The 22,618-nt window shown below is 39.0% G+C and carries 20 protein-coding genes; 10 read left to right on the top strand and 10 right to left on the bottom strand.

The window, feature by feature from the left end:
• Positions 1 to 364 precede the first annotated feature (364 nt).
• Positions 365 to 832 (top strand): MarR family winged helix-turn-helix transcriptional regulator, encoded by a 468-nt coding sequence (locus PQ460_RS20985; RefSeq protein WP_273614762.1) that lies wholly within the window; start codon positions 365 to 367, stop codon positions 830 to 832.
• Between the two features lie 399 nt (positions 833 to 1,231).
• Here PQ460_RS20985 and PQ460_RS20990 read toward each other — a convergent pair whose 3' ends face one another.
• The 6 genes from PQ460_RS20990 to PQ460_RS21015 all read right to left on the bottom strand — a co-directional run bounded on the left by PQ460_RS20990 (position 1,232) and on the right by PQ460_RS21015 (position 5,708).
• On the bottom strand, positions 1,232 to 2,191 hold the full coding sequence (locus tag PQ460_RS20990; RefSeq protein ID WP_274171056.1) for an NAD(P)H-dependent flavin oxidoreductase: 960 nt from the start codon (positions 2,189 to 2,191) through the stop codon (positions 1,232 to 1,234).
• A 25-nt stretch (positions 2,192 to 2,216) separates the two neighbouring features.
• A complete protein-coding gene (locus PQ460_RS20995) occupies positions 2,217 to 3,020 on the bottom strand; it encodes an energy-coupling factor transporter transmembrane component T family protein (protein ID WP_273614760.1) in 804 nt (267 codons plus the stop codon).
• Positions 3,013 to 3,870, bottom strand: coding sequence for an ATP-binding cassette domain-containing protein (locus PQ460_RS21000; protein WP_274171057.1), 858 nt, complete (start codon positions 3,868 to 3,870; stop codon positions 3,013 to 3,015). Before PQ460_RS21000 ends, PQ460_RS20995 begins: the two co-directional genes overlap by 8 nt.
• Positions 3,846 to 4,655: an energy-coupling factor transporter ATPase gene (locus tag PQ460_RS21005; protein WP_274171058.1), complete on the bottom strand. Its 810-nt coding sequence runs from the start codon at positions 4,653 to 4,655 to the stop codon at positions 3,846 to 3,848. The genes PQ460_RS21000 and PQ460_RS21005 overlap by 25 nt, the downstream gene beginning before the upstream one ends.
• Before the next feature lie 12 nt (positions 4,656 to 4,667).
• The gene (locus tag PQ460_RS21010) at positions 4,668 to 5,219 is read right to left on the bottom strand and encodes a biotin transporter BioY (RefSeq protein ID WP_273614757.1); all 552 of its coding nucleotides are present in this window, start codon (positions 5,217 to 5,219) and stop codon (positions 4,668 to 4,670) included.
• Positions 5,220 to 5,378: 159 nt separating this feature from the next.
• The gene (locus PQ460_RS21015) at positions 5,379 to 5,708 is read right to left on the bottom strand and encodes a hypothetical protein (protein ID WP_273614753.1); all 330 of its coding nucleotides are present in this window, start codon (positions 5,706 to 5,708) and stop codon (positions 5,379 to 5,381) included.
• A 207-nt stretch (positions 5,709 to 5,915) separates the two neighbouring features.
• Between PQ460_RS21015 and PQ460_RS21020 the strand changes: the two genes are divergently transcribed.
• The 3 genes from PQ460_RS21020 (at position 5,916) to PQ460_RS21030 (ending at position 7,895) form a co-directional block, all read left to right on the top strand.
• Positions 5,916 to 6,395 carry a GAF domain-containing protein gene (locus tag PQ460_RS21020; RefSeq protein WP_274171059.1) on the top strand — a complete coding sequence of 160 codons (480 nt, stop codon included), beginning with the start codon at positions 5,916 to 5,918 and terminating at the stop codon, positions 6,393 to 6,395.
• 121 nt (positions 6,396 to 6,516) lie between these two features.
• A complete protein-coding gene (locus PQ460_RS21025) occupies positions 6,517 to 7,137 on the top strand; it encodes a hypothetical protein (RefSeq protein WP_274171060.1) in 621 nt (206 codons plus the stop codon).
• A 155-nt stretch (positions 7,138 to 7,292) separates the two neighbouring features.
• Entirely contained in the window at positions 7,293 to 7,895 is a 603-nt protein-coding gene (locus PQ460_RS21030; protein ID WP_273614750.1) for a nitroreductase family protein, read from the top strand.
• A gap of 1,354 nt (positions 7,896 to 9,249) precedes the next feature.
• Here the strand turns inward: PQ460_RS21030 and PQ460_RS21035 are convergent.
• On the bottom strand, positions 9,250 to 9,456 hold the full coding sequence (locus tag PQ460_RS21035) for a hypothetical protein (RefSeq protein ID WP_274171061.1): 207 nt from the start codon (positions 9,454 to 9,456) through the stop codon (positions 9,250 to 9,252).
• A gap of 199 nt (positions 9,457 to 9,655) precedes the next feature.
• The gene (locus PQ460_RS21040; RefSeq protein WP_273614749.1) at positions 9,656 to 10,336 is read right to left on the bottom strand and encodes a hypothetical protein; all 681 of its coding nucleotides are present in this window, start codon (positions 10,334 to 10,336) and stop codon (positions 9,656 to 9,658) included.
• A 447-nt stretch (positions 10,337 to 10,783) separates the two neighbouring features.
• Between PQ460_RS21040 and PQ460_RS21045 the strand changes: the two genes are divergently transcribed.
• The 4 genes from PQ460_RS21045 to PQ460_RS21060 all read left to right on the top strand — a co-directional run bounded on the left by PQ460_RS21045 (position 10,784) and on the right by PQ460_RS21060 (position 18,444).
• Positions 10,784 to 11,653: an ABC transporter permease gene (locus tag PQ460_RS21045; RefSeq protein WP_373462061.1), complete on the top strand. Its 870-nt coding sequence runs from the start codon at positions 10,784 to 10,786 to the stop codon at positions 11,651 to 11,653.
• Between the two features lie 97 nt (positions 11,654 to 11,750).
• Positions 11,751 to 12,608, top strand: coding sequence for a carbohydrate ABC transporter permease (locus PQ460_RS21050; protein WP_379282256.1), 858 nt, complete (start codon positions 11,751 to 11,753; stop codon positions 12,606 to 12,608).
• 61 nt (positions 12,609 to 12,669) lie between these two features.
• Positions 12,670 to 14,220, top strand: coding sequence for a DUF3502 domain-containing protein (locus PQ460_RS21055; protein ID WP_273614746.1), 1,551 nt, complete (start codon positions 12,670 to 12,672; stop codon positions 14,218 to 14,220).
• A 474-nt stretch (positions 14,221 to 14,694) separates the two neighbouring features.
• On the top strand, positions 14,695 to 18,444 hold the full coding sequence (locus PQ460_RS21060) for a collagen binding domain-containing protein (RefSeq protein ID WP_274171063.1): 3,750 nt from the start codon (positions 14,695 to 14,697) through the stop codon (positions 18,442 to 18,444).
• A gap of 103 nt (positions 18,445 to 18,547) precedes the next feature.
• Here the strand turns inward: PQ460_RS21060 and PQ460_RS21065 are convergent, their stop codons facing one another.
• Both PQ460_RS21065 and PQ460_RS21070 read right to left on the bottom strand, forming a co-directional pair.
• Positions 18,548 to 19,360, bottom strand: a complete 813-nt coding sequence (locus PQ460_RS21065; RefSeq protein ID WP_274171064.1) for a helix-turn-helix domain-containing protein — start codon at positions 19,358 to 19,360, stop codon at positions 18,548 to 18,550.
• 185 nt (positions 19,361 to 19,545) lie between these two features.
• Positions 19,546 to 20,916, bottom strand: a complete 1,371-nt coding sequence (locus PQ460_RS21070) for a dihydrolipoyl dehydrogenase family protein (protein WP_274171065.1) — start codon at positions 20,914 to 20,916, stop codon at positions 19,546 to 19,548.
• Between the two features lie 386 nt (positions 20,917 to 21,302).
• Between PQ460_RS21070 and PQ460_RS21075 the strand changes: the two genes are divergently transcribed.
• Complete coding sequence (locus tag PQ460_RS21075) at positions 21,303 to 21,959, top strand: hypothetical protein (RefSeq protein WP_274171066.1); 657 nt, start codon at positions 21,303 to 21,305, stop codon at positions 21,957 to 21,959.
• Between the two features lie 62 nt (positions 21,960 to 22,021).
• Complete coding sequence (locus tag PQ460_RS21080; RefSeq protein WP_274171067.1) at positions 22,022 to 22,618, top strand: hypothetical protein; 597 nt, start codon at positions 22,022 to 22,024, stop codon at positions 22,616 to 22,618.

Genomic DNA, 22,618 nt, shown 5'->3' on the forward strand with positions numbered 1-22,618 from the left:
TTTTGCTATATATTCTATTCTGATTTTGCATATATTGTCCGTAAATAACCTTTTTCTTTATTTATACACATAGTTATCAACAGTATTTATCCACTTATACACAGTTAACACACAGCAAACAATTCATAAAAAAATCACTTTTTACGTAAAATCAATGTTTCAAAAATCGTTATCCACAATTTATACCATCATTGCTCGTTTGATTGGAATTTAATATTTAAATTTAATATTTAAAAAGTCTACCATTGTGACAAATCGCATGTTTTTTCAAAAAAATTACACGTAAAATAGATTTATATCCAATCCATTAATTCATTTGATGAATATATTCCACATTAAAATGCCTAGAAAGGGTGAATTTATCATGATTAATATGTCCATGAATGATACTGAACAATCGATGCATCTTTACCGCGTTTTTGCTAAAGCTTTTAAAAGTTTGAGTGAACATGCTGTAGCAGGAAGCAAAATTGAAGGCTTCAACTCTACTGCTTTTGCTGTAATGGAAGTTCTTTATTTTAAAAGCGCCCAACCGATCCAACAAATTGGTGCTAAATTATTACTACAAAGTGGTAATGTTACTTATGTGATCGACAAGTTAGAACACAGCGGCTTGTTGCGTCGTCATCCTTGCCCTACCGATCGTCGCGTGATCTATGCTGAATTGACTGATGTAGGACGCGCTGTAATGGATGATATTTATCCAAAATACGAAGAACGTCTGAACTATGCGCTAAGCGGTCTGAATTTCCAAGAGAAAGAACAAATGATTTTCTTACTTAAAAAATTAGGTATGGAAGCAGAACGTTTGTCTCCTGCTATGCGTAAATAAGTAGCTTGTACGTGAGCGTACGAATTGCAAAAAGGATCATTCCCTATTTTCTCCATCTTGTTTTAGGAGAGAATGCGAAATGATCCTTTTTTGGGTTTTGTTTTTGGAAATGGGGGAGGGTGGGGTGGCGCTATGGAGAATTATCGTTCTTGTCGTCGCTGTTGTAAGCTGATCCCTTGAATAACCGCTTTGCGGTAGGGATTAGCTTACAAAGGCGAGCGCTTCGCTCTTTCAGAACGATAATTCCCCTCCGCTTCACATCGTGGGTAGTGGCATTTCAAGAAAAACATAGACCTTTGGGGCGGTGGGTACTGTAAAAAGATTTAAATATAATGCCTTTAAAGATTATGTTAGTTTTCTATACAATTAGAGATGCATATATCATCATATTTCAAATGATTATGTTGACCACTTTTGGCGGATGTCTTGGGCTTCTTGGGTCATTCGTTGGATGAGTTCAGAGACGGTGGGGATGTCTTTGATTAGGCCGATGACTTGTCCTGCCCAGGCGAATCCTTGTTCAGGTTGGTCGTCGTAGATCCAGCGTTTGTTGGCTTCTCCGCTGATATAGGATTTTAACGCTTCGTAGGTTGGTGTGACTTGTTCAACCTGTAGAATTTGATTGGTATAGTCAGTGCGTAATACTCTGGCTGGTGCTTTGATAGAGCGTTTGATAATAACGGTATCGGATGCGGCGCTATCGACCAGTGCTTTTTTGTATGAAGGTGAGGCATGGATACATTCGACTGTAGCGATAAAGCGTGTGCCCATTTCAATACCTTCTGCACCCAGCGCATGAGCTGCCATCCAGCCACGTCCGTCTCCGATTCCTCCTGAAGCAACTACCGGAATCTTCACAGCATCAACCACCTGAGGCACCAGTACCATAGTGCCGACATCATCAATACCTAGATGTCCGCCTCCTTCTTGTCCCACGACAATGACAGCGTCAGCGCCCAGTTGCTCGGCTTTTTGAGCTTGTCTAGGTGAAGAGACTAGCACTAATGTTTTGATGTCTGTTGGTCGTAACATCTCAAGCACCGGTGCCGGGTTACCCCCTGTAATGGTCACTACCGGTACTTGTTCATCAATAGCGACCTGCACTCGATCTTCATAGCCGAATCCATATTGTCCTATCGCAAAATTTACACCAAACGGCTTATCTGTTAAGGTGCGCAGACGACGAATATCTTCGCGTAACGCTTCGGCATCTGGCAGGCTCATCGCTGTGATCTGTCCTAGTCCTCCTGCATTGCAGACCGCAGCAGCTAGATCAGAATAACCTAGATACGCAAGTCCTCCTTCGATAATCGGATATTCGATTTGCAATAACTCTGTGATTCTTGTTTTCCAGTTCATGATAATCATCCTTTACAGTATGCGTCTATCTATTCATTATATTTAATAATAACAGACTTACCGCAAATACGATGGCGATACCGATCACTATATAATCAATAGATTGCAAGTGAAGTTGTCGATACGATGTTCTTCCTTTGCCATTTCCATAAGCACGTGCATCGATTGCATCGCTTAGATGTTCAGCACGTTGAACAATAGTAAATAGAAGCGGAACTAGAATAGGAATATACGCTAGTATGCGTTGTGGGAATCGCAGTGTTGTTATATCGTATCCTCTTGCTTTTTGAGCTAGCAAAATACGTTCCAATTCTTCTAGAATAGTCGGGATAAATCGAATAGCAATCACAATCATAAGCGAAAATTGCTCAACAGGTACGTTTAGCTTAGACAGTGGCGACATTAATTTCTGCAGACCATATGCCAGCGTCAAAGGTTGGGTAGTCAGCGTCAATATAGCCGCAAGTAAGATCAGTAAGACTATTCGCCATACAAACCGTCCTCCATTCTGTAACCCTTCTGTCGTAATCTCAAGCCATCCCCATGACCAGATGATATGCCCTTGTGTGAATAACAGATGATATGCAAACGTAAATAATAAAATGATCCATAACGGCTTCAATCCACGCCAAAACACCACAACCGGAATACGAGTTAAATATACTAATCCGATAACAAATACACTAGCAATCAGATAGCTAATCCCTGTATGCAGACTGATAAAACTCAGCATCAGTATCAACAAACTGATTAATTTGATTCGTGGATCTAAGCGATGAAATACCGAATGCGTCTCTATATATTGACCGATAAGCACCTGATTAGTCATAACTCTGTTCCTTTCGATGCCAGATCGGTAAGATGCGGGCGAAAATATCTTCTTCCCGACAACTATCTACCTCAATCTTCTGTCCATAACATTGTTCGATCAACTGAAGTAGCTGAATCGATTCTGGCAATATCAGTCCATGTTGTTCTAATAGATGCGACTGCTCAATCAACAAAGTAACCGGATCATACTGACCTATCAATACACCTTGATGCATCAATATAATCTCATCTGAATATTGAGCCACATCGTCCATATGATGCGATACCAGAATAAGTGTACGATTATTTTGCTGTTGCCATTGGTGCAAATACTGTAGCAACGTTGCTCGACCTATCGGATCAAGACCTGCGGTAGGTTCATCGACAATCAGCACTTGCGGATCCATCATCAAAATCGAAGCAAGCGCTACACGTCTTTTTTGACCGCCACTTAATTGAAAAGGAGCTAGCTCCAGAACATCTTCAGACAGACCGACTTGAGGCAAAATCTCTGCGATCTTTTGCTGAATATGCGAAGTCGACCATCCTTGCTGTCTTGGTGCAAAAGCTAATTCCCTAGCTACAGTAGTCTCAAATAATTGATGCTCCGGATATTGAAACACATAACCAATCTCTGGTCGGACTTGTAATCGTCCTCTGGCATCTCTTGATACCGATTGATAATCTATCAGATATTCTCCTTGAATAACAGGAATTAATCCTTTCAATACTTGCACCAGTGTGGACTTTCCTGCGCCTGTCTGTCCAATCACTGAAATCCATTTGCCCGCTTCAATCGTACAATGAATATCTCGTAGCGCATCCTGTTCCTGATAACGTACACTTACGTGTTGGAGTTGATAGACCATTGTCTACGAATCGCCTCTTTCCAATCTGTTGCCACAGGAGTTGTGAGTTGTAATTGACGGTGAACCTGGACAGCAAATGGAAGCTGTAATTGATAATCATTTACAGGTATCTCGTCAAAAAAAGAAACAGGTGCTCCATCAAATACCAATCGACCTTGATCGATCAGCAATACTCGCTGTGCTGTCAGTACTTCATCCATATGATGTGTAATATGAATAATCGTAATTCCTTGTTGATGGAGCTGATGCATAATCGCAAGTATCTGCTCTCTCCCCTGCGGATCAAGCATTGACGTTGCTTCATCGAAAATAATCATCTGTGGACGCATCGCTAATATCGCGGCGATCGCTACCCGTTGCTTTTGCCCTCCAGATAATTGATGAGGTTGTGCATCGATATAAGATTCCATCTGTACCGCTTGTAATGCTTCTTGTACACGAGGTTGCATCTCAGCGCGTGGTAACGCTATATTTTCTAAGCCAAATAACACTTCATCCATCACAGTTGTGGTGATAAATTGATCTTCTGGATTTTGAAAAATATAGCCGATCTGTTGCCTGATCTCTGCTAGTTCATCTGGCTTGGACGTATCCCATTCATTCCAATGTACAGTTCCCTGTTTTGGTACAACCAAGCCATCGATTAACTTGGCAATAGTCGACTTGCCACAGCCATTAGCCCCCACGATTGCTACAAATTCACCTTGCTGAATAGTCAAACTTATATCGTCGAGAACAGGTCGACCTTTTTTATAATAAAAATGAACATGATTCAATCTGAGCATAATTTCACTTCCTTAACGATTCGCCCTTGCTTCGATAGGACTAATTGCTTTTAATTGCCATACAATGATAGCGGCAATTACAGCTTTGATACAATCTCCTGGTAAAAAGGCTACACCTCCTACAAGCCCTGCCCATACAGAAGTATTCGTTATGAACGCCATAAAAGGAGCACCAATTACATTGATTAACAACACGCCAAAAACGATATGAATCACAATCATTTTCCATACTTTTAAACTTCCCCATACCTTTTCTGTTGCATAGCCGATACAAAAAGCCGCAATCGGCCAGCTTAATAGATAGCCACCCGTAGGCCCTACTAATACAGATAATCCTGCACGACCGCCCGGTAATACAGGTAGTCCGATAGCAACCAATACAAGAAATAGGATTAAACTAATACCGCTAATCTTTTTACCTAGAAATGCTCCAGCAATCATCACTCCAAGAGTCTGTACAGTAATTGGCACCGGAATAAATCCTAAAGGAATCGGTGGAACCAATGCTAATACGCTAATTAGTGCAGCAAATAAAGCCGCATATACCATTTCTTTTGTTGTCATTGTCTTACCTCCATCAATTGTTAACCACTTTATATAATTTAGGTTAACAATAAAAAGAAGTCAATTTCTTTTTTCTCCACATACTAAAAAGAGCGCTGGTATTCGCTTATATAGCGAAGATCAGCGCTCTTCTCAATATCATCATTTTATCGAATTGTATTACATGACTACAGAAGGTTCTTTATACGATTTGCGGCTACTGCTTTGCTTGGAAGAACCCGGAACGACTTCTCCGCACAATAACGATAACCGTTTACGAATCGCTTTTAACTCTTGAATCCCTGTACCTGTAATTATATATTCATCGCTACTGGAGGTCAGCATATTTTCCTGCACCAGATATTCTAGTTCTTGCTTAATCTCACGTTCGCCTACACGATAACCCCGATCTTCCAGAAACGGTTGCATATCATTGACTGTTAATTTTTCTTCATTGGAATGGTGAAGTAGATGAATACGAATAAACAAATTCTGTACTTCAGCGTGCATAAATTCCTCTCCTTCCGGTTAATAGATTCACGCTGTAATTACCCGTCGCCCTAGAAGCGGAAACAATTTCTGGGTTATTTATTTATCATTTACCTAATTGTTGTCATTAGGCACAATTTCGACTTTACTATTTGCAAATAAATACACCAGTTGTATACTGTTCTATAGGCTTTATGGTTGTAATCTATCGGAAAAAAGGTGAAACTTATGTTTGAAAATATAGCGTATAGCGGTACACGTGAAGAACAATATCAGACCGCTTTGAGTCAATTGCAAAGTCTTATTGCGGATGAGCCAGATCGTGTAGCTAACTTGGCAAATGCTTCTGCATTGTTAAAACAATGCTTAAATGATACCAACTGGGCAGGCTTTTATTTATATGATGGTACTGAATTAGTATTAGGGCCTTTTCAAGGATTGCCTGCTTGTATCCGCATCCCTTTAGGTAAAGGCGTATGTGGTACATCTGCTTCCGAACGTCGTACATTGCGTATAGCAGATGTTCATGAATTCCCTGGACATATTGCTTGCGATGCCGCTTCCAATAGTGAAATCGTGGTGCCTTTAGTAAAAGGCGATACTTTGATTGGTGTACTTGATATCGATAGCCCGCTTAAAGAACGCTTTGATGCACAAGACCAAGCATTTTTAGAACAATTTGCTGAAATATTGGTCAAAGCGCTATAATTCTATAGCATTTATGTTCGATGTTGTAAAAGATTAAAAAGTAGCTACTTTGATCTGATCAAGTAGCTACTTTTTTATGCGTTGTATCCATAATGTATATGAAAGGACGAATATTCATCTGATGAAATTTCTAATAGCTCTTCTTGTGATTGTAGCAGGTGTAAGTGCAGGATTGTATGCACAGCATCTTAATAAACAATCATCTGTATCTTATTCATACAGTGACAATGACTCAACGTTCGGTTACACTGAACCCCAAAAAGTATCTCACGAAGAAGAAGCACCTTTTTATCTCAAAAATAAAAATTTCACTTCTCTCTATACATACAAAAAGTTAAAAAACACCGATTTATTAATCGGTACTTCTCATATGCTGTCTACTTCTTTACCAGATGGCACAGGCACTGCTCAATTTCGAGGAGCTTTAATTACTTTGTTTGGTGTACCTATTTTGCAATCACAAAATGCTGAACAAGCCTACGATTATATTATTCAAGCTCAAGATGACAATGGACATCAATGGATACTTACCGCATATGAAGGGCCAAGTGGTCCTGCTATTGGTGGCGATTCAACAGATCGTACAATTTATCCTGTCGCTAAAGACTTATTACAAAAAATCGAATCTACACAACCTTCTTCTTTTGAAGAAAAAGTATATTATGAAGACTTTGGTAATACGATTGTGTATGGTTGTACACAAAACAAATGTTATTACAGCGAACATTCACAGAATAAATAATTGTATCCACATGTGGATAACTTTTTTCGAAAAGTTATCCCTATTTATCTTAATATTAAGATTATTTTCTTTTTTCTCTTGATTTATAACAAATATGTAGTATCATTATAAAAGTAAGTAACAAACATTTAGATATTCCAAGGAGGAACCACATTATGGCTTTAGACTTTTTCCAAGCACTTGAAAACAGACGTTCTATCTATGTAATCAGCAAAGAATCTCCAATCGCAGATAACCGAATTCAAGAAATCGTTGAAGAAGCAGTAAAATACACTCCATCTTCTTTTAACTCACAAAGCGCACGCGTAGTTGTATTGCTAGGCGAGCAACATGATAAATTATGGGATATCACAACAGAAACATTGCGTGGTATTGTAAATAACGAAGAAGCATTCCAAGGAACTGCTGACAAAATGAGCATGTTCAAAAACGGCTATGGTACAGTATTGTTCTTCGAAGATACAGATATTATCACTAATCTTCAAAATCAATTTGAAGCATACAAAGACAACTTCCCACTTTGGGGACATCATGCTAACGGTATGTTGCAATTGGTGATCTGGACAGCTCTTGAAGCAGAAGGTCTAGGCGCTACACTACAACATTACAATCCAGTAATTGATGAAGAAGTCAAATCTACTTGGAATATTCCAGCACAATGGCAATTAGTTGCACAAATGCCTTTCGGTAAACCTGCGGCTCCTGCTGGCGAGAAAACATTCCAACCGGTTGAAGAACGCGTTAAAGTATACAAATAAGATTGGCACTCTCACATAAAGTTAGGCGTAGATCTAACAGGCTAAATGTAAGTGCTAGCTTCTCAAAGCCCGGATTATTGGTTATGTACTTCTCAAAGCCATCCAGTAAGGGCATCTTACTTTCAGTGAAGTTCAATTATTAGTTACATGGATTTTTAAGATTAAAACTTTCGAAAACAAGAGTAAATCAGCAAAAAATGGTAGAATTAAATGTGCATATAAAATTATTAATTTTTCCGAAAGATTTAGTAGTCTCTTTTTCAATTGAAGTTTTATTACTTTATTGAATGGTGAAAATAACAAAAGCCCTAGATTTGCCTTTATTCTGGCGAACCTAGGGCTTTTTTCAAGGTATAAAAGATATAGTTATACTTCAATGAAAAAACTTAAACTATATTTTAATTTTTAATAAGACTATATTAAATTATCTATAAATTCATTGATTACACATGAATTTCTGCAACACAGTCATTACAGGAGACAGATTGTGTGAATTGATTGCCTTCCTCTTCAATAAAGCAGATACTCCCAAAAAATCAACGAGTTCCTCCTTCATCTTTGTGATAGAGTAAAGAAGCGTATGACCTAGAATTTTCACGCTTCAGAAAAGTTCATCGTTCCCGCGATCGTTTTTTTGTTGTACATAATAGCGTTGTTTCTTTTTTAATTAATTGAGCAAATTTCTACTTCTCGACAAGAGTGCGTCAAAAATGCCGAAAACCAAAACAATTAGTGAGGCAATTAAGACATAAAACGAAGGAAATATGGAATTAAATAGATACAGCGCAACCGCGATAACAACAAAACTTATTAAGATGATCCATGATTTTTCAGTGAAGAATCTGATTATTGTGGAGATGACGCCACCACCAATTAATATAAAGCAGTAGTTAACGGCTGCTATTATGAGGGTGTATATGATTGTCTCCTGAAGATTAAAGGGAACATCTGGATTTCTATTCATGGACATTAAAATCGCGACACTTACTACAGAAGAACAAAGAGTGACCAATAAGTAATGAACTACTAATCGATGCAAGAATAAAACCCCTTTAACAAAATTAAATGCAGTGCATTGTGTCATATCGATAGCTAACAAGAGTAAGATCCGCTACGTTTCAAATGAACTCTTATAAACAAATCGTCATTACTTAGATTGGTTTGAATCAAGAAGAGAAAAGCAGGCTAATGTTGCAACTGCGAAAAATGAATTATAGAAAATATCATCAAATGTAGACTGAATCTTTTCCAATTTGTCACCTCATTATCTTTACTGTATCATCTGGTACAAGGTATGAGCAATACTACTACTCTAGCTTTCATCCATAGTAATACGAGTCACCAAACAACATTGCTATGGCATAAGATTTCCCGAATCATAATCATTACATGTATCGTAAAAATTTACTTTTCCAATTAAATTTATATATTTAAATAGCGATGTGCTTTTGTTAATGTTATGCAAAATTGTTCTAAGAACAACAGCCATACGTTTAATTTCAGCATATTTTCCTTCATCGTATGAAAGTATAAAGTGTCCGTATAACTCTTCTTCTGACATCTCATGTTTAATTCAATCGAGTGATGAAACCTTTCGCAAAGCTGTTAGATCATCACGATCCATATGTATAACAAAAGCACCTCTTATCCGAAAACATTCCCAGTGACTTAGGGAAGGTTTTCACCGATAAGAGGTGCTTTTTAATTAGCGTTTATCTTCTACATAGATGCAATCAAGAGCAGTCCAATGAATAAATGAATTAACCTGAACTTGTATCTTGATATTGCAAGCTAACGCGCTTAACATTACCATCTGCATCCAGTTCCAATTGAACGGTTTTACCTGTCATATCCGCTGCACCAGCTTCTACATTTTCCTGGAAATCAGCCGCTTTGTTATAAGATACTTCTTTTTCACCTTTTTTGATCATAACGGTCTTCGTATCTTCACTTACATACGTTCCGATTGGATCTTTAGTAGTGTTGTCTGCATCGTTAGCTGCTGTAGCTAATTCTGCACTAACAGCGGATTGACTTTGATTATCAATTTTCACACTGATATCTTTGCCATCCATATTGTCTGGCAACGAATCGCCTTTTTCAAATGAACTTTTCTTCGGAATTACAACTTCATTACCGCTTACTTTGATCGTCAAATTATCTTCATTTTGACTGACAAATGTACCTACTACGTTAAAGTCAGCGTTCATATCTGATTTGTTTGGATCAGACGAATACTGTCTTAGATCCGCTAGATCAGATTGTTCGCTTGCATTTTTTTGGTCAGTAGTGCTGCTATCGGTCTGACCTGTATTTGGACCTTTATTTTCGGTCTGGTCTTGTGCAGCAGGTGTTGCATCCGGGTTGGAACATCCGGTTACTGCTCCTGCAATCAATAGACTGCCTAGTACAGTAAGTGTCGTATACTTAAATGATGTCATTGGAATGATGCCCCTCTCTTTGAGAACAATAGAATAACGATTCTGTATGCATCTTGCATTAGATGCTTTCGTTATCCTTTACCCCAAATACACAGGGTTCCAAACTATCAATCATTTACAATATTAAGCCTGCTATCATATCATGTCGAAATTGATCATACAACCTCTTTTTGTAACCCTTTTCATTTTTTCGATTTACCCTTTTCTAAAATCCAAATCGTAGCATAATGGTGATGGTTAATAGCATTATTGTGCAATAGAAAACGCAAAGAACCCCTTACAATAAAAAGAACAACAACACACTTAGCAAAATGTAAGCGCTACAAAAAAGAAACCGTTTAAAGCACAAAGGAGGAATATCACTTGGATACAGCCAAATCGATCCCTGCTGTACGTGTCAAAAATTCCAAACGTAAGCAATTCCGCAATAGCCGTGTGCTCCTGCTGATGTGCTTGCCAGCTATTGTATTCTTTTGTATTTTTGCTTACTTGCCGATGCCTGGATTATATCTGGCTTTTGTCAAATATAATTACACCGATGGAATATTCAGCAGTCCATTTGTCGGATGGGACAACTTTAAGTTTCTGATTATTACTGGCGATTTATGGCGACTTACTTTTAACACAGTGGCATACAATATAGCGTTTATTGTACTTGGTAATATTGCCCAGATCACCGTAGCTATTTTACTTAATGAAATTCGCAAAAAATGGTTCAAAAAGATATCGCAAACGCTGATGTTTTTACCTTATTTTATCTCGGCGGTTCTGATCGGGTTGCTAGCTTACAATATTTTGAGCTATGACTATGGACTATTAAATGGAATTTTGCGGTCTCTTCATCTTGATCCTGTCAAAGCATACTCTGAACCTCATCTATGGCCTTTTATTATTGTGATCACTTACTTATGGCAGACGACTGGATATGGCTCTATCGTTTATTTTGCCGCTATTATGGGGCTTGATAGTGAGATTGTAGAAGCTTCAGAGATTGACGGAGCGAATGCATTTCAACGGATTATCTATATTGTACTTCCATGGCTCAAACCTACCTTTATTATTCTTTTGCTGTTCTCACTAGGCGGCATTTTGAAAGGAAACTTCGGACTATTCTTCAACCTGGTTGGTGCGAACAATACTGCACTGTATGCAAGTACAGATATTATCGAAACGTATGTTTTCCGTTCGTTAATGACTAACTTCAACTTCTCTATGGGTAGTGCAGTTAGTCTGTATCAATCGGTATTTGGATTTGTGGTGGTAATAACTGCGAACTGGATTGTCAAAAAAGTATCGCCTGAAAATTCACTATTCTAGGAGGTGAACATCTATGGATATTCGTAATGAACCTAATCTAATCGGCGGTAATACGCCAAGACCTGCACGTATTCGTACTGACTACACCGAGATTATTATGAGTTGGTTTGGTTATATTTTTATCGGCTTATTTGCCATCTCGTGCCTACTTCCATTTTTACTCATTTTGGGAACCTCATTTACCAGTGAAGAAGCGGTGAAGAAGTTCGGCTTTAATATATGGCCTCATGAATTTAGTACATTTGCTTACCAGATCGTTTTTGAAAATCCCAAGCTGATTATCGGCTCTTATTTGGTCACAATGGGGATCACGATTGTTGGTACTGTAGTTGGTTTATTTATCGTAGCAATGACCGGTTATGCGCTACAGCGACCGGATTTCACATATCGTAATAAGATTTCATTTTTTATCTATTTTACGACGTTATTCTCCGGTGGATTGGTTCCATTTTATCTACTAATCACCCAATACTTAGATCTCAAAGACAGCTATCTTGCTGTACTCTTGCCTGGATTATTAACACCATTTCTAATCATTATGATGAAAAGTTTTGTCCGTTCGATTCCCCATGCGATTACAGAGTCTGCCAAGATTGATGGCGCTGGCGACTTTACAATCTTTTTACGTCTGATCTTGCCGATGACTACTCCGGCACTAGCGACGATTGGACTGTTTATTGCACTGGGTTACTGGAATGAATGGTACAACGCGATGTTATTCCTTTCGCCGGATATGGATTATCGTCCGCTGCAATTATTCCTGTATAACGTAGTGACCAGTGCTGACTTTATTCGTAACTCTGCGGCTTCTTCTAACGTAGCGATGAGCGATGTTCCACTGGAAACGATGAAAATGGCAACGGCTGTGGTAGCTACAGGGCCTGTGATTTTGTTTTACCCATTTGTGCAACGTTATTTTATCAAAGGGATTACCGTTGGTGCAGTCAAAGGCTGAGCGTATTCTACCCTTGATATCGCACAAGCAAGATACGCTTTTATTCTAAGGAGGTTAGCAGATGTCCAGATTTCGTAAATTAACGATTTCAGTATTGATTGCTGTTATGGTCATTAGTCTCGCAGCGTGTGGTGGAAAAAAAGAAAGCAGTAGTGCAGGCGGTGATACCTCTCAATTTGTAACGATCAGCTTCGTCGTACTTGGCGATAAGCCGAAGAACGGGCAATTTGAAAAAGTCATGGAAAAAGTCAATGCGATTATGAAAGAAAAGATCAATGCAGAACTGCAATGGAAATGGGTCGAATGGGCAGATTGGCAGACCAAATATAATCTGTTACTTGCATCCGGTGAACCTGTCGATCTTGTCACGATCGGAACGGACTGGTTAGATACATGGTCGAATGCACAACGGGGTGCTTTTTTACCATTAGATGATCTTCTTCCTAAATATGCTCCTCAGACATGGAAAGAGATTCCTCAAGAAGACTGGGCACAAAGTAAATATAATGGCAAAATCGTTCTGATTCCTGAAAACGATTACACACAATGGATCAATCATGGATTCTTCTATCGTGGGGACTGGGCGAAGCAAGCAGGAATTACAGAACCGATCAAAGATTGGAATACGATTGGCAAATACCTGCAATGGATCAAAGACAACAAACCAGATGTGATTCCTTATGATGTACAAGCAAGTACAAGTAACTTTGGTGGCTGGGTACAATCGTATACGCCGCATTTAGAGTTACCGATTTCTACAGGATATATGCCTATTTTCAATACCGAATCGTATGATGATCGCTATAAAGTCGTTAGCCCTGTATTTGAAGATACGTTCCTCGACTTTGCTAAAATGATGAAAGATTGGGCTGATAAAGGATACTGGCGTGAAGATGTACTGAATAACAAAAATGATGCACGTAACGCACTACGTGCAGGTCAGAACGGGATGGACAGTCATCATACACAGACATTCTCTGGACTCCGCGTGCAAATGGATAAAGATCAACCGGGTTCTGAATTGATGATGTATCCTTTCTCCCGTACAAGTAATAACTTACTGGAAATGCCGATCACGCATGGTGGTGTATCTCTAGGTGCACATAGCAAAAATCCTGAACGTGCATTGATGGCTTACGATCTGATTCGCAATAACAAAGAAATTTATCAGTTGATTAACTACGGTATGGAAGGCGTTCAATACGATATCAAAGACGGCAAACGTGTTCTTCCTGCCAACTACAACGAGACGAATGATTCGTTCTACTCTGACTTCTGGGCAGGACGTATGGACAAATTCGAGATTCCTAGTGATACCACATGGGACAAAATCGATACGATGTATAAAGAATACGACAAAATTAAAAAACCGTATCCATACGGACAATTCGTATTCGACAAAACAGCGATTGAGTCTGAATTAACAGCGATCTCTCAAGTTACAGGTGAAATGGGCCCTGCAATTTCTTACGGTAAAGCTGGCGACCCTACGCAAGCTGTACAAGAGTACCGCGATAAGCTCAAATTGGCGGGCTACGATAAAGTGATGGCTGAACTACAACGTCAATTAGATGCTTACAAAGCCCAGATGGATAGTACAGCTAATAAATAAAAATAAAACTAATTTGAAAACCAATATAAAAAAGCAGAAAACTCTAAATGATGTGTGTTAGAGTTTCCTGCTTTTTTTTCATTTTCGACAAGGTGTTACAAAACTTTATTCCTGGTTTATAAACTATCAGTGACTTATTATAGTACTAGCGACTTATTTTAAGAATAGATATCATTTATTCATGCGTTATTGTCGGCTTGTATGATATAAATAATGAGTCAGTTTTAATTTCTAGTATTTGGCTTTGCTTCAATTCATTGCTTTGCGTTGATGACTTGTCCGAAAGTTCCTGCCCAATTGCTAAAAGTTGTTGAGAAATTGTTCAGAAACAGCATGTATACTGTCAAAGCAGGTATTTACAAAAATGAAAGGAGCAACTCACACAAATAGCTTAATTTTAAAACTTACAGTAAGTCAACTATTGTGTCGTCAGACTCGCACGTTATTCATCATTAGATTGCAAGGGGATATTAGATGAAAAAAGCAAAACAAATAAGTGCATTTGTACTGTCACTGATACTTATGGTACACCTTCTTGTCGGTGCCACCAGTACAATCTATGCTGCCGATACGTCATCGTCATCAAGTACGGAATCTACAGATTCCTCACAAGTCGCTAATTCGGGTTCAACAGATACTACAAGTACCAATGATCAATCTACTGTACAGTCGGATACATACGCCCCGACGGATGGAAGTGGATCTGGTAATAGTGGATCGACAGGAGATCCAAGTACAACTCCACCCACTGACCCTACAACCCCTACTACACCGGAGCCTGCTCCAGTAGCTAACTCACAGAGTATCTTAACGAATGTCACTATTGTTGATGCTAACAATAACGTGATTGATATGGTCAAAAACCCTGATTATCAGATCGAAGCAGGCGCACCTGTAAGTCTGATCTATCAATGGGCTTTACCGGATGACGGATCGTACAAAGCAGGTTCTACGTATGAATTTGATATTCCTGCTGCTTTCAAATTGTACAACGATATCAATAATGTACCGTTAAGTTTTGATGGAGATTCTGTAGGTAGCTTCAATGTAACCAGTAAAGGTCATGTTACTATGACATTTAACAAATTCGTTGAAGAACATTCTCAAATTGGCGGTATGCTTCAGATCAATACAGAATTTAGCAAAGAGATTCTAAAAGGTAGTACAGAAATAGAGATTCCGTTCCCGATCAATGGTTCTGATAAAGTGATCGTTATAGTGATCAAACCTGAAAAAGGTGCGGCAATCAGTAAAAAAGGCGACGTTCAAAAAAATCAACAAGTCAACTGGACAGTTGATGTGAACACGAACCTCAAGCATATTCAAAATGGTGTATTAACTGACCCGATTCCTACAGGTCTTACACTTGATCCTAATTCTATTCATGTCTATAACTTAGATGTCAATGTAGACGGTAGTACAAAAGTCGGTCAAGAAATCACGTCTGGTTATCAATTAACAACCAATCCAGCGGATTTCAAAATTACATTTGCTCAAGATATTCGTTCTGCTTATCGTGTGACATACTCTACAGCAGTAGACAAAGGAACACAGACTAGCTACACGAATACAGCTACTTTGACAAGCAGTGTTGAATCAGTAAAAGCTAGCGCAACAGTTAGTGTAAAACGCGGTGAATTTTTGTCTAAAAATGTAGTTGGTTATGACGATAAGACTCGTACGATCTCATGGTCTATCAATTACAATATGAATGAACAGCCGATTACAAAAGCTAAAGCATTGCTTAAAGATCGCTTTAATGGCACACAACAGTTCCTTCAGAATACATTTAAAGTCGTTAATGTAACTACAGGTACTACAATGGTCGAAGGTACAGACTATACGTTAACTCCTGTAACGAACGACAAAGGAACCAATGGTTTTGATCTTCAATTTAATTCTGATATTACTTCTGGTTACACGATCACTTATCAGACACAAGCGACTGGACGTGTCTATACGGATGAGAAAGTAATCAACAAAGTAACTTCAGATGGAACAGGCGTACAAGCAGGTCAAAACTTGCAAAGTACGATTTTTGTTAAAACATTATCAGATGCAAATTATATTAGTAAAATTGCAACATGGAAATTAGTCGTCAATCGTGATGGATATACAATGTCTGATGTAGCGATCAACGATTATTTTACAAACGGTGGCTTAGAATTTTTACCATCTACACTGGTTGTTCGTACAGCTGATGGTGCTAAACTTCCAAAATCTGCGTATACCGTAACCACAAGCAATGCCAAGTCTGGTTTTGATATCAAATTTGCTCAAGACGTTAAGGAACAGTTAACGATCCAATATGGGACAACGTTCAATAACGATTGGAAAATAGATAAAACAAAACCTGAGTTCTACAATGGTGCTAAATTAACTTGGACAGAAAACGGTACACCTCGTTCTCAAACAACAGAAGCACGTTTCTGGCCAGATAATATGACTGTCAACAATGGCTCTAAAGAAGGCGTTTATAACGCAACAACGAAAGAGATCACTTGGACAATCAAAGCAAACTACAACAAAAAAGAACTACCTAATGCTGTGATTACAGATACACTTGAATCCGGTCAAACGTATGTACCTGGATCGCTAGAAGTGAATAATCTGAATTTGTTAGGCTGGTGGAATGGTACTTCTAAAGGATCGACTGTAGATTCTTCAGCATATACATTCACTGCTCCTACAGCACAGAATACGAATCAACTAAAAATTGCTTTTAATGACACAATCAACACACCTTACTGGATTACATTCAAAACAACGCTTGAGAATCAAGTGATTGATTCCAATATTCATAATGAAGCTGTACTTCGTAGCGGTAATGATTATTATCCGTGGGCAGCTGTTGTAGAGATTCCTAAAGGTGGCGAATATGTCTCCAAAACAGGTACACAAGATGGAGACAAAATCAATTGGACGGTTTACATTAACCGCGGTCAATCTTATGTAGAAAATGCCAAGATTGTAGATACTCCTACACCGAATCAAGTGTTATCCAGCAGTTCTTTCCATTTGTTTGCAGCGAATGTAGCTAGCAATGGTGGATTGTCTAAAGGAACTGAAATGGTAAAAGGAACCGACTACAAATTAGCATTCTTTGCAGGCGAAGCACCTCGTTTTGAATTAACGTTCATCAAACCGATCCGTTCTGCTTTTATTCTTGAATACTCAAGTATGATTACAGCAGCGGATAGAGAAGCAGTCAGCAACAGCGTAGCCTTTTCCGGTAACGGTATTACAAAAGGAACGGTTGCGACAGAACAAGAAATTGAAGTACGTACTTCTTCTGGTTCAGGTACAGGTTCAGGCGTAGTCGGCAAATTAGCAGTACAAAAAGTCGATAAAGACGATAAGAGCTTACCGCTAGAAGATGCTACGTTCAAATTACAAGATGTAGCTCAAAGCAAACCAGCAATCGAGTTAACAACAGATGCACAAGGACAAGTAATGTACACGAACCTGCTTTATGGTAAATATACATTACAAGAAATCAAAGCACCTGCTGGATATGTACTTGATCCTACAGTACATGATGTAACTATTGATTCTAGTACTTTGAAAAAAGGCAATATGTTGTCACTGACGATCACGAATGAGAAACAACCGGTCGTGATTCCACCAGTAACACAGCCACCAGTGGTAACACCACCGGGCGGCGGAGGTGGCGGAACACCGGAGACGCCTCCTACTACACCGACAACGCCTACAACACCAGATGGTACAACGCCAACGAATCCTGGGCAACCATCTAATAATGACGATGATGACGTGCCAGGTGGACGTGTAGAGCCTACACCGGATGACCCATTTGCTAATGTTCCAGTAAATGATGATCCGATTCCACAAGGTTCTGGAGAGCCTACACCAGATACACCGACACAACCATCACAACCAGGAAATGAACCATCGACTCCGGTAAGCAACAATCCAACACCGGATTCACCATCAGACCCAGAGGTTCCGATCAATGATGATCCGATCCCTCAAGGGAATGTACCGGTAACGCCGGACAAAGATATTCCGGTAAATGATGATCCAATTCCTAAAGGAACTGTACCATCGAATCCGTCTACTCCAACAAATACACCTGATGTGGATCGTTTGCCACAAACAGGCGAGTCTAGCAATATGCCTTTCTGGTTAGCTGGATCAGCATTGTTATTGTTTGGATTGATTATGAGACGTGTTCACCATAACAAACAGGCTCGTTCTAAATAAAAACGGATAGCCTTTGTTAGATAGATACACCAAAGCCCCTGTGCTAGAGCAGATCGATAATTACTATCGTCTCTGTTCTAAGCCACAGGGGCTTTTTTGTTGATTACGAAGTCAATATAATCGGTTGAAGTGTATGTCCCTGACGAAATGTCGAAGGATTGACACCAAAGTGCTCAGCAAATTTACGAGAAAAATAAGTCTGTGAATTAAAGCCTACTTCATAAGCGATTTCGTTAATATACTGCGGGGTAAAGCGCAACAAATATTCAGCTTGTTCTAGCCTCATACGAGTCACTGTATCGACGATCGTCTCTCCTGTCTCTGCTTTGTATAAATGTAGCAATCGTGATGGAGAAAGGCAGACACGCTGTGCCAGGTGCTCTATACGCAAGTCTTCTTTGTAGTGTTCCTGCAAGTATTGGATAATCTCTGTAATTCTCGAATCTGTACGATCTTCTTGAGGCTCATAATAGACTGTAATAGAAAGTAGAATTTCGCTAAGGGTGTGAAAAGAAAGTTCTTTATCGTATCTGCTTATAGGCTCTGTACAATATTCCAGTAGACGTTCAAAAGCATGTTGAACACGTGAAGCTAAAATAGAATGATCCATGTGGATATGTAGGCTAGGACAGAAATCTTGAATACTTTTGAGTAAAATAGACCATTGTGGATGAGCGGTAAAAGAGCAACAAATGCCTTCTAGTCGATGATTGGAAGGTTGACATACACTTTTTTGCATACCAGGCGGAATAATATCAATACTGCCTGCACGACATTCGAGACGGTGATCTTGATCATGGATCATCCCCTGACCGGACAATGTATAAAGAATAACCCATTTCTGTTGTACCTGTGGACGGTAGCAAGGCGATGGTCCAGCTAATAAATAACGATCAGCCGTTAATTCTGCATACATAGTGATACCCCTTTCCTTTGAATAATGAAGGAATACGTACCTGTCTTTTCATAAAATGTAAGCGCTTTATTTCGATGATATCTGAATTACTGTAGTCTGACAAGAGGGAAATTACGCATTCGGATATAAAAAAAGCGCAATCCTCTATATTAGGATTGCACTCTTTTACAAAGATATAGCTGCATTTACTCTTCCAAAAAATACGAAAGATCCGACATCGCAGTTGGATAACCGTAGATTGTTTTTTTCCACTCATCAATATTAAGATCGAATTGAATCGCTGTCGCAAAATGGTTAATCAAATCATCTGCTTCGCCGCTTAAAATATGAGCACCCAGCACTTTTCTAGCTTTCGTATCTATAATCACTTTGATACGGGTGTGCTTTTCGTTTGTTCGTTTGTAGGTGTACCATGATGAGGTGTCCATATCGTTAATTTTGATATGATCTCCTAACTTTTGCGCTTCTTCAGCCGTCAGACCGACCGATGCCAATTTGGGAATAGTAAATACAATACTTGGCATCACTTTGTAATCCGGTATTTGTACATTATGTTGAAGCAAATTCGTACGTACAGCTTGAGATTCCATACTTGCTATTGGTGTTAATGGTAATCCTTTGGTCGCAGCGACATCTCCGGCGGCATAGACACGTGGATTACTGGTACTTTGCAAATATTCGTTGACTGTAATCCCTTGTTTCTCTGAGGCGATATTGGCTTGATCTAGCTGAAGCTGATCGATATTCGCTACACGACCCGCACCATGCACCACCAATCCACATTCTATCTCTATAGATTGCTTTTGTTGATCCGAGTTCTGCGTCGCTTTTACTTTATACTGTTGATCTGCTAGTTGTGTGATAGATTCAATCTCGGTATTCAGATGAAATTGAATGCCTAATTCACGTGAACGCTCGACCAATTCATCGACCAGATCAGGATCGAATTTGCCCAACGGCTGATCTCCATGATGGACAATATGTACTTTTGCCCCTGCTCTCACAGCGATATGCGCAAATTCCATCGATATATAACCTCCACCTACAAATACAATAGTAGATGGCAATTGTTCTAAATTAAGAAAATCATCGCTATTGGCTAAATATTGCTCGCCTTCGATCGATAATGGAGCAGGCTTTGCCCCTGTAGCAATCAGAATATGTTTACCTGTAAGCTGCTCGTCTCCGACTTGAACTGTATCCTCGCTCACAAATGAAGCGAATCCATGAAAAGTATCTACTCCTGCTTCTTGTAACTTTTTCTCATGTGCTGGTGGAATCTCTTCTACAAATGTTTCTTTAAATGCCATCAGATCTGCCCAGTTAATCGTAGGCTGGTGTTGTATGCCTTTCCCTTGCATCCGTTCATTCCAATCAATAATCTCGGCCGCACCCACCAATACTTTCTTCGGATCACATCCACGAAGCGCACACGTGCCACCGTAAGCTCTAGAATCGATAATTGCTACCTTCCAGTCCTCCTTGCTACAAGCGGTGGCTACACCCGCTCCTGCGCTACCTGTGCCGATGACAATAAGATCGTATTGTTTGTTCATTTGTATTTCCTCCTTCATTCTATTGGTATATCCATATTCTTATACTCATTCTTATAGTCGATTAATGGAGTAGGTTCTCTTTACTACTTAAACCTTAATAGAAGATAGCAATCTACCATACGTTGTTAACGTTAATTATTATTTTTAAAATTTGACTAATTTGGTATTGGTTTTTTTTAATTTACGTGGTAAATTTTCAACATAATCATTTTATATACTGCCAGATGCTAAAAGAGATATTTTGCTTGGCAAAAATCATTTTTCATTAGACTGGTCGCGTTTTTACTGCCAAACGCTAAGGTAGATATTTTGCTTGGCAAAAATCATTTTTCATTAGACTGGTCGCGTTTTTGTTGCCAAACGCTAGAAAAAGGGGATTATTACAGATGAAGAGAAAACTCATGCTTACACTGGTGTTAACCGCTGTTTTGACAGGTTCCAATGTGATGTTTGCAAACGCTACCTTTGCGGCTACGGATGATGTTTTACCGGATGGCACGTATACGATGGATCTGGAAACGATGGCTTCTTCTTTTTCCGCTTCTTCATTAGAGGATCCTCCTGTAGCGGTAGATCAAGATACTTATGACGAGAGCGAAAGTGTAGAGAATCTTGACCCTGCTTTGGTGGAGGAAGCGACTCAATTTCTAGAGTATAGTGATCAGATGGCGCCATTACTGGAGTATGAGAAAAAAGCGTGGACAGCCTATTACAAAAATGATTATGTTAACAATACCAATCGCAAACAAGAATATGCACTGGTTACAAATACGATTATTCCAAACTATAAAAAATTCTTAACAGGTATCAAACAAATCAAACCGACTCATCCTGAATTAGCTAAAATGCATGCTAAGTATATCAAAGGCGCTACCCTTGAAATGGAAGGCTTCCTTTTGTTTCAAAAATATGTATCCAAAACCAAATTAAATGATGATATACTGGACAAGTCCAATGCTAAATTAGACGTAGGCGGCGATTTGTTACTTCAATTTGATAAAGAAATGGAAGCATATATTTCCAAATTTCTACCTGCACAATAAACCTTAGCATGTGACTATTCTAAAAATCGTACGCTATACACACTAAGGGGCTTTTATTACTCATGAACAAAAAGATTCTTGCTACCGCATTACTTGCTTTTCTACTGATTGGTACTTCTTTGATCCCTACAGCTTCTGTTTTTGCAGCAGAAGATACCGCTACTTCAACAGACAGTGAATGGATCACCGAGGACGATAATACCAATGTAGACGAAGATACGTATACAGATGAAGATATCGATCCTGCTCTATTAGAAGAATACGAGCAATTGTTGGATTATACAGATGATATCTCGGTATTAGCTGATTATGAGAACAAATCGGTAGACAAATTAAATACGTTTGATGGATTCGGTACTTCTAACCGTAAGCAAGCATACACTGCCCTTACTAATACTATTATTCCGAACTATACTTTGTTTTTAAAAGGTATGAAAAAGATCAAAACAAAAAATAAAGAACTCGCTTCAATGCAAAAAGTGTATACCAAAGGTGCTTCTCTAAACCTGCAAGGGATGAAGTTGGTCAAAAAAGGATTGTCTACTTCCAAAGTTAATTACACCTCTGTTCAAAAAGGAATTAACTTGATCGGACAAGGTGGCGATTTGGTTGAACAATTCAATGATAGATTTGCAAAGTATATTACTAAGTTTCAATAA

The sequence above is a fragment of the Paenibacillus sp. KACC 21273 genome (assembly GCF_028736095.1).
GTDB lineage: Bacteria > Bacillota > Bacilli > Paenibacillales > Paenibacillaceae > Saccharibacillus > Saccharibacillus kyungheensis.